Raw genomic sequence first — 8,970 nt, forward strand, 5'->3', positions numbered from 1 at the left:
GGCCGATACGACCGAAACCGTTAATACCTACTTTAATCATTTTGTTTAAATTTTTAATGGTTTTATAATAAAGTTTGAAAACTATTCGATTTAACCAATCTTGTTACTTGATATAATCAATCTCAAGTTTTACGATGCAAAAGTAATGATTTCTTTTAAAACACAATAATTGCACAATTCTTTTTTCGTAAAAAAAACACTTATTCCTTACACTTACGAGCACTTTATTTTATATCTGTTACATACAATGCTGTTTTTGCAATCTGTACTATACAAAATAGAGACTTATTTCTTGTGATTATTTTTTATCTCATTCCTCTTGCCTTATATATTCTTTCTTTGGCATTGTTGATATCCTGGAATTTTTCCTCAGCAGCTTTTCTGATGTCCTCTCCCAAAGTAGCCACTCTGTCAGGATGATGTTTCAGAGCCATCTTCTTGTAAGCCGCTCTCACTTCCTCGTCCGTAGCATCCGGCGAAACTTCAAGAACCTTGTAAGCCTCGTCAAGAGATTTGCCTCTCATGTTAAGCATTGATTCAACTTCCTGATATGACATTCCCATTGATAAAGCTACCTCACGCAATGCATCAATCTCCTCTTTACATACGTTACCGTCGCTTTTAGCAATCTGTGTAAGGAAACTCAGCAGCTGAAGACGTTCCTCATATGTCATATTCTCGGCAATCTGCTGTCCACACTGATTTATTGTGTTTCTAAACGCCATAGGATTTGTCTTGTCCATTTGCTTTCTCTGTTCAAACAGATTCAGAAGAATCTGCTCCCCTTCCGACACAGCTGCTTCGCCAAAATTGTTTCTCAGGAAATTTCTCACATATTCCATTTCGCTGTGCATTATTCTGCCGTCTGCCCGTATTATATATGATGCCATGACAAGCATAGAGAACAAGAAACTGTTCCTTTGCCCCATATATTCATCCTGCTGACCGGAATCACCTGTCATATTTTCATTGGCATTAGCATTATCAAATAATGAGCCTATGGCAAAACCGGCCAAAGCTCCCAAAGGACCCATAGTCATAAATCCCATAAGGCCACCAATCCATTTTCCGTATCCCATATTATATTCTATATTATATTACGTGACAAAGTTATAAAAAAACTTCTTATACACAATAACATAAAAAAGCTGCCCCAATCACAGATTGAGACAGCCTTTATCAAAAATCATGTTTAAATATTACGCTGTGATAGCAGAACCCATCAAGAATGTTGCAGCAAGAGCAACGATAGCGTACAATTCCGGGAATACTGCAAGAATCAAAGTATTACCGAACACGTTATGTCCCTGACCGATAGCAGCAATACCATTAGCACACACCTGTCCCTGACGGATTGCAGAGAAAAGAGCAACTAATCCCAAACCGATACCTGAACCAAGTACCGCACAAGCCTGAAGAGTAGTGATTTCAGGAGTAAGGACTCCGAAAATATTCTGGAACATAAAGTAACCTGCAAAACCATAAAGTCCCTGAGTACCAGGAAGAGCTGTCAATACCAGGAAGTTACCAAAAGCACTATCATTTTTCTTAAGAGCTCCGATTGATGCATTACCTGCAATTGTTACTCCGTATGCACTACCGATACCAGACAAACCAACCATAACAGCGATGCCAATATAGGCAATCAAAAAATTCATTTCCATAATTCAAAAGTTTTTTATTTATTATTTTTTCAGTTTATATACACGAAATACTATCTATTTTTTAAATGGAGAGTATTCCTTTCCTCCACCTTCGTAACCGGAATTCTTGAAAAATTCCACAAAAGTCAGACGCATTGGATGAACCATTGCTCCAAGTACATTCATAAAGATATTGATTGAATGACCTATTACAAATATCAGAACCATTACTATCGGACCGGCTATTACATTATCAGGACTCATACCCGAAGCAAGGCTATTGAACACACTTGCCAGAATACCTCCTGACAATCCCAATGCAAACAGACGAACATATGACAGGATATCACCCAATAATCCGGTAGCCATATTGTAACTGTCCCAAAGTCCAAGACCGATATTTACAAAAACATTCTTTCCGGGACTATTGTAGAGATAAGCCATAAGCAGTCCTGCTACAACGAATACCATATGAACCGTTCCACCCATTTTCATTGTACCGGCAAATGCTATTGCAGAACTCAGAATGACAAATATCCATCCTATTGTTCCCACTGCATACTTGAATCCTAATTGTATAGTCTGGTTTACAGCCTTAAGCATCATACCAAAGATTATCTGAATACCACCCAGAATAAGCGACAGATTAAACATCTGCTGATTATCTAATGCGATGGTTTCTTTCATCTTCTGCAGGAAAGGCAACTGAATGTCATAAAGATTAAATCCGAAACATGTACCAGTCAACAAACCGCAGACCATAGTAGAGGCACCAAGAATCTGTACCAATGTAAGAATCGGTTTCATTCCCGGACTGATATTCTTAGCCATCAGCCTGTAGACAGTAACCGCCAGTACCATAAACGCACCATATCCCGTATCTCCAAGACACAAGCCGAAAAACAGCATGAAGAAAGGAGCAAAGAACGGAGTAAGGTCAAGTTCATTGTACTTAGGCAGCATATACAGTCTGATGATAGGTTCAAACAATCGTGAGAACTTATCATTCTTGAACAGTATAGGTACATTATCTTCAGATGTCGGAGCGGAAATCTCATAATAAGCCCCCTGATTATCCATGAAAGACTTTACATCCTCACTTTTAACCTCAGGAACCCAACCTTCCAATAACACCAGTTTATTGTCAGCCAATGAATCACCGGTCAGTACTACCTTAGAGAACTCTATCTCAGAATAAATCTTTTTCTGAGCCACCTCAAGGTCTGATATTGATTTTTTTGCCAGTTCATTAATATTGCTTTCGATATTATTAATGTCACTGATCAGACTCTCTACAGCTGCTTTCAATCCGCTAAGAGATTTTTCAGGCAATTTGGCATATTCCACTTCCAGCTCAGGAGTTTCCTTATCCGATGTTATTGTAACAAAATAAACCTTAGAGCCAATTTTATTAATAACAGTCGCATTATAATCGGAAATCCATTCATCATTGAACTGTTTTTCAGAACAGATGTAGAAGTTCACCACATAACCGGCCTTCCTAAGACGCTCAATATTTTCCGCTTCAAAATCCCCCCAAGGCTCTAATGAAGCAATTTCCTTCTCCAGAGCCTGCCTTTTGTGAGCCAGTTGTTGCTGTTTATTTTGCAGTTCGGTCAATAATTCAAGTGCCTTTTCTCCACTTATAGCCTCACCCTCATGCTTGTCAGCCACTACATTCAATCCCTGAAGGAATTTTATGGCAGCCGCATATCTTCCGGCAAGTCTGATACGGTTCTGAAGTTCCTGATTTTCCGCTACTCCCTGTGATTTAGTGAAAATATGTACCACACCAAGTTCTCGCAGTCTTTCAAGGAACTGTTCATATTCCTTATAATACACAAGGAAAGTCAGCTTTTTCATTTTAGCAATCATTGTTCAGCCTCCTTTCTCTTTTCCTGGATAGACTTCAGAATCTTCTGTGATGATTTCGACAGATTTTCTTCATCTTCCATGAATCGTTTAATTTTTCTCAATGCATCCTGATAGCCAGGTATCTGAACCTTCTCAAACAGGTTTACCTTTTGAGTAGTCTTTTTACGCGCATGTTCCAGCAAGCCCAATTTGGCGAGCGTAAACTCCCTTTCTATAGCTGTTTCAGCCAAAGTCTTAAGTATATGTATTCCATCTGCATACCACTTTGGACAAGAAAACATACTATAATGTCTTATATCAAAGTCCACATTCTCGAGAAGCGGAACCCTGACACCGGCGATTTTACGAACGCCCAAATGAACATCCTTCACTTTTATTAATGAAGCATCAAATTCATTCCAGAGTGCGAACATGGCTTCATAAGCTTGAATCTGTTTTTCAAGCCGTTCCTCCAGTTCCACAGCTTCGTTCTTGCAACGCTTCACTTCCAGTCGCAAGGCACTTTCCTTATTTTTTATGATAGGAAGCGTGCGTACACGAACCTTCAGTTGCTTTTCCAGTTGCTGCAGAGAGGTCTTGTTATATTGAAATTTTATAGCCATTTCTCTGTTTGTTTATTGAATTTGGTTTTACTTCTTCCAGTACTGGTCTACGAATTCTTTCTTGATATTTACTTCTTCCGGCTTGAAATACTTGCTGAACAGTCCCCAAGTAACGTCAAGCATCTCAGTTGTATTGAGGTTTACGTCAATAGCAAGAAGCTGGTTAGCATAATCCTTGGCAAAAGCCAGAGTACGTTCGTCGTAATTTGTAAGGTCGAAACCGTTTTCCATCTTGGTCTTTGCATTGGCAGCATCGGCATACAGACGTACGGCAGCATTCATAACCTGCGGATGGTCTTTACGTGTCTTCTTACCGCTAACCAACTGTTTCAGACGAGAAAGTGAACGGAACGGGTCGACAATAACCTTACCGATATCACTGTCACGGCGCAGGAACAACTGTCCTTCAGTGATATAACCGGTGTTATCAGGTACTGCATGAGTGATATCACCGCCGGAAAGTGTAGTCACCGCAATAATAGTTATAGAACCACCGCTTGGGAACTGCACCGCCTTTTCGTAAATCTTTGCAAGGTCTGAATACAGAGAACCTGGCATAGAGTCCTTCGAAGGAATCTGGTCCATACGGTTGGACACGATAGCCAAAGCATCGGCATAAGAAGTCATATCTGTAAGCAGAACAAGCACCTTCTGATTATGCTCTACCGCAAAGTATTCGGCAGCAGTCAGAGCCATATCAGGAATAAGCAATCGTTCTACAGGAGGATTCTCGGTTGTGTTTACGAAACTGATGATACGGTCCAGCGCACCTGCATTAGAGAACACATTCTTGAAATAAAGGTAGTCATCGTTGGTCATACCCATACCACCAAGAATGATTTTATCTGTTTCTGCGCGAAGAGCCACATTAGCCATCACCTGGTTAAACGGCTGGTCAGGGTCAGCAAAGAACGGAATCTTCTGTCCTGATACCAGAGTATTGTTCAAGTCGATACCCGCGATACCGGTAGCAATAAGTTCAGAAGGCTGTTTACGACGTACAGGATTTACAGAAGGTCCTCCAATCTCCACTTCAGTACCCTCTATTTCAGGACCACCGTCAATAGGGTCACCGAATGCGTTGAAGAAACGTCCTGCAAGCTGTTCGCTCACCTTCAGTGTAGGCGACTTACCCAAGAACACAACCTCTGCATTTGTCGGGATACCTTCAGTTCCCTCAAACACCTGCAATGTAACATCATCTCCGGCAATCTTAACGACCTGCGCAAGTTTGCCATTAACCATAGCCAGCTCGTCATAGCCTACCCCTGTTGCCTTAAGCGAACAAGTGGCCTTATTAACCTGGCTGATTTTGGTATATATCTTTTGAAATGCTTTTGTTGCCATTTTTTAGTTATTGATTAATGAAATAAATTAATTGGCACGTCTTTCTGCAAGCAATTCCTGCAATTGTTTTCCAAACTCTACATACTGTTCTGATTTGTATTTGGAATAGTTCATCTGCTTGCAGATATTTATCATCTTCTTGAAATAGTCCATAACTTCCACGAAGTTGTCAAACTTGAATTCAGTGTGACAAACATCAATCACCATGTTTACTATTTCTTCCTGACGTTCCATAGGAGTTACAGAGTCTACCTCATCAAATGCATCCTGCTGAAGGATTACGAAGTCTATAAGCTCTGATTTCCAGAAAATCACATGATATTCTACCGGTACACCGTCATCACCAAGAATGTTAATCTGTTCCGCAATTTCCTTACCGCGAAGCAGACGAGTCTTCAGTTCGTTTACCTTTCCTATCCACTCACCATTGATTCTGTCAGTGATATACTGTTCGAATTCAGGATATTCCAGATATTTAGAGTAAGAATCGATAGGATTAACAGCCGGATAACGCTTACGGTCGGCACGTTCCTGTTCCAAAGCATAGAAGCAGCGAGCCACCTTCTTGGTATTCTCCGTAACAGGTTCCTTCAAGTTACCGCCGGCTGGTGATACAGTTCCGATGAATGTAATAGAACCGGTTGCACCATTATTAAGATAAACATATCCTGCACGTCCGTAGAAATTAGATATGATAGAAGAAATATCCATAGGGAACGCATCCGGACCAGGCAATTCCTCCATACGGTTTGACATCTCACGAAGAGCCTGAGCCCAACGGGAAGTAGAGTCGGCCATAAGCAGAACCTTAAGCCCCTGCGCACGATAGAACTCTGCCATAGTCATGGCTGTATAAACAGATGCCTCACGTGCTGCCACAGGCATGTTTGATGTATTTGCCACGATGATAGTACGTTCCATCAGTTTTCTTCCTGTATGAGGGTCTACCAGTTCAGGGAACTCAGTAAAGATTTCCACAACCTCATTAGCACGTTCACCGCAGGCAGCTATGATTACTATATCAGCTTCAGCCTGTTTTGAGATGGCATGCTGAAGAACTGTCTTACCTGTACCGAAAGGACCGGGAATAAATCCTGTACCACCTTCCACAATAGGATTGACCGTATCTATTACGCGTACACCTGTTTCCAGCAGACGGAATGGACGTGGTTTTTCCTTATAGTTAGTCATAGCCTTCTTGACAGGCCATTTCTGTATCATGTTTACAGGAATATCATTTCCATCCTTGTCAGTAAGTACTGCTACTGTATCTTCTATTGTATATTCGCCTTCAGATACTATTGATTTCACCTTATAAGTACCCGTAAGCTGGAAAGGCACCATAATCTTCAAAGGCTGATGATTTTCTTCAACTTCACCCAACCATGCAGAAGGACCGACCTCATCCCCCACCTTAACTATAGGTTTGAAAAGCCATTTAGCCTCTTTATCCAAAGGATAAGTATATTGTCCGCGTTTCAGGAAAACGCCTTCCATCTTATCAAGGTCATTCTGCAAACCATCGTAATTCTTCGACAGCATACCCGGTCCTAAAGTAACCTCAAGCATATGGCCTGTAAATTCAGCTTCAGCACCTACCTTCAGTCCACGTGTACTTTCGAACACCTGAACATAAACATTAGTGCCAACAATCTTAATAACCTCGGCCATAAGTCGGTCACCACCTGTAGAGATGTAACAGATTTCATTCTGTGCCACCGGACCATCTACAGTCAAAGTCACCATATTGGCTATAACGCCAACAACACTACCTTTTGTTGCCATTTTATTACATTTAAACTATTTTCTAAATTCCTCCGGTATCTGAACATCATCCTTCAGACTTTGTATTAAAGCCCTGAACAGTTCATTACCTTTATCTTTATCCAATGATATCCATCTTTCAATCATCTCCAACTGAAGAAGAAAGACAAACAAACGCTCAACTGTGAAATAATTAAAGAAAGACTCGTCCTCCATCCAGTTCCACTTCAGCTGGTCTACTTTCTTCTCTCTTTCCAGCAAATCATCTATTTCCGAAATTCTCTGAATATTCTCCAGATAAGGCAATGTATCTCCCAAACCAAAATCACGGGCATTCGATGTACGCAACACCTCACATACATCAGTATCCCCTACAATTGTCGAAGCTACATCAATTTTATATTTTCTGGCTGAAATTGCCGACTGAATATTATTAAGGTTCAAATTAAATTCAAACCATGCCGATACGAAACTATTCTTAGTTCTCATAGCATATGAATAATAATCAGAGGTCAACATATCACTTGCCCTGTAAGCATCCTCAGGAGCCAAGGCAAGATATTCAGATATAAACTTACTGAAATAAGATGGGCACTTCCTGTCGGGAATATCACCATCCTTTATTGTATCTATTAAAGACAATAATTCATCAGAGCTGAAATTACCGTTCCTCTTAACGACATACTCTTTGTCTTTCAACAGATGCAAAAGGTTATCATTATCGAACTTAAGATAGAACAAATCTATTATATTCTTATCTTTATCAGACAAATCAGGGTATATTTCCGACTTAAAACTATCGACTGTATAACTCAGCTTACCGTCCTCCAAAGAGATATCCGGCAATCCGGCTACAAGATAATAATAAGCATCCATAATCAATTCTTAAAACAACATTTGTACTAACTGCGGACGCAAGAATTCTTTAAAATAGTTTTCAAATTCTTCCTCACCGAAGTTCACCTTATAAAAGCCGTCTGCAGGAGATATGCTGAACAAGACTTTTGTGCCATTGACACTTTCTATTTTTACACCCTTGTCAAGCAATTCCTTTGCATTATTTGAGAAATATTTTTTCAGACTTTCCCCGTCAGGAACTGATATCACTATCGGTTCGTTTGCCGACCACTGTTTTGCCAATGATACTACAAACTTATTGAAATACTCTTTATCAGATGTAAAGTTCTTAACAGCTTCAGAAACCGTTTCATTTGTAAGCAAGTTGGTTACCTCAGTCTTCAAGGCATTCAGTGCCTGTCCGGCAAAAAGTTTTAATTCGGACTTGGTATTCTCACTAAGCTCATCAGCCGTTTTCTTAGCTGAAGCAAGAATTTCTTCTGCCTGCTTTCTGGCATCTTCAATTAATTTCTCAGCCTTTGCCTGTGCCTCACTGACAATCCGTTGTGCTTCTTCGTTTCCTTTTTCCACACCTTCACGATAAATCTTGTCAGTAAGTTCTTGAATTTTATTTTCCATAACTGTACTAGTAAATTATTGTTTATACAGCAATTCAACACCGGTTATTCGCAACTTTATTAAAAGCCGCATACCTGTTTGTTATTGCGGCTCAAATATAAGAAATAAGGACGAAGAAAACGAATTTAAAATCAACGATTTTATACAACATTACCAATATTAAACAAAAGATTAACATCCGGCCCGCGATTATATTACAGTCAGACCAGTATAAACGCGAAAGTCCCCGAAGTATCTCTACCTCGGGGACTTCTCTACTAAAA

8 protein-coding genes are annotated in these 8,970 nt (G+C 40.1%); all 8 read right to left on the reverse strand.

What is annotated here, in order from left to right:
* Positions 1-305: 305 nt before the first annotated feature.
* The 8 genes from QZ379_RS10900 to QZ379_RS10935 all read right to left on the reverse strand — a co-directional run bounded on the left by QZ379_RS10900 (position 306) and on the right by QZ379_RS10935 (position 8,707).
* Positions 306-1,079: a TerB family tellurite resistance protein gene (locus QZ379_RS10900; RefSeq protein WP_291564428.1), complete on the reverse strand. Its 774-nt coding sequence runs from the start codon at positions 1,077-1,079 to the stop codon at positions 306-308.
* Between the two features lie 120 nt (positions 1,080-1,199).
* Positions 1,200-1,664 (reverse strand): V-type ATP synthase subunit K, encoded by a 465-nt coding sequence (locus QZ379_RS10905; RefSeq protein WP_154044766.1) that lies wholly within the window; start codon positions 1,662-1,664, stop codon positions 1,200-1,202.
* Positions 1,665-1,718: 54 nt separating this feature from the next.
* Positions 1,719-3,518: a V-type ATPase 116kDa subunit family protein gene (locus QZ379_RS10910; protein WP_291564430.1), complete on the reverse strand. Its 1,800-nt coding sequence runs from the start codon at positions 3,516-3,518 to the stop codon at positions 1,719-1,721.
* Complete coding sequence (locus QZ379_RS10915) at positions 3,515-4,120, reverse strand: V-type ATP synthase subunit D (protein ID WP_291564432.1); 606 nt, start codon at positions 4,118-4,120, stop codon at positions 3,515-3,517. The genes QZ379_RS10910 and QZ379_RS10915 overlap by 4 nt, the downstream gene beginning before the upstream one ends.
* A 27-nt stretch (positions 4,121-4,147) precedes the next feature.
* A complete protein-coding gene (locus QZ379_RS10920) occupies positions 4,148-5,467 on the reverse strand; it encodes a V-type ATP synthase subunit B (protein ID WP_291564434.1) in 1,320 nt (439 codons plus the stop codon).
* 27 nt (positions 5,468-5,494) lie between these two features.
* Positions 5,495-7,252: a V-type ATP synthase subunit A gene (locus QZ379_RS10925; protein WP_291564438.1), complete on the reverse strand. Its 1,758-nt coding sequence runs from the start codon at positions 7,250-7,252 to the stop codon at positions 5,495-5,497.
* Between the two features lie 15 nt (positions 7,253-7,267).
* Positions 7,268-8,107: a DUF2764 domain-containing protein gene (locus QZ379_RS10930; RefSeq protein ID WP_291564441.1), complete on the reverse strand. Its 840-nt coding sequence runs from the start codon at positions 8,105-8,107 to the stop codon at positions 7,268-7,270.
* Positions 8,108-8,116: 9 nt separating this feature from the next.
* Positions 8,117-8,707, reverse strand: a complete 591-nt coding sequence (locus QZ379_RS10935) for a hypothetical protein (RefSeq protein WP_291564444.1) — start codon at positions 8,705-8,707, stop codon at positions 8,117-8,119.
* Positions 8,708-8,970: the final 263 nt, after the last annotated feature.

Source organism: Bacteroides sp., assembly GCF_019417265.1.
In the GTDB taxonomy this organism is placed as follows: domain Bacteria; phylum Bacteroidota; class Bacteroidia; order Bacteroidales; family Bacteroidaceae; genus Phocaeicola.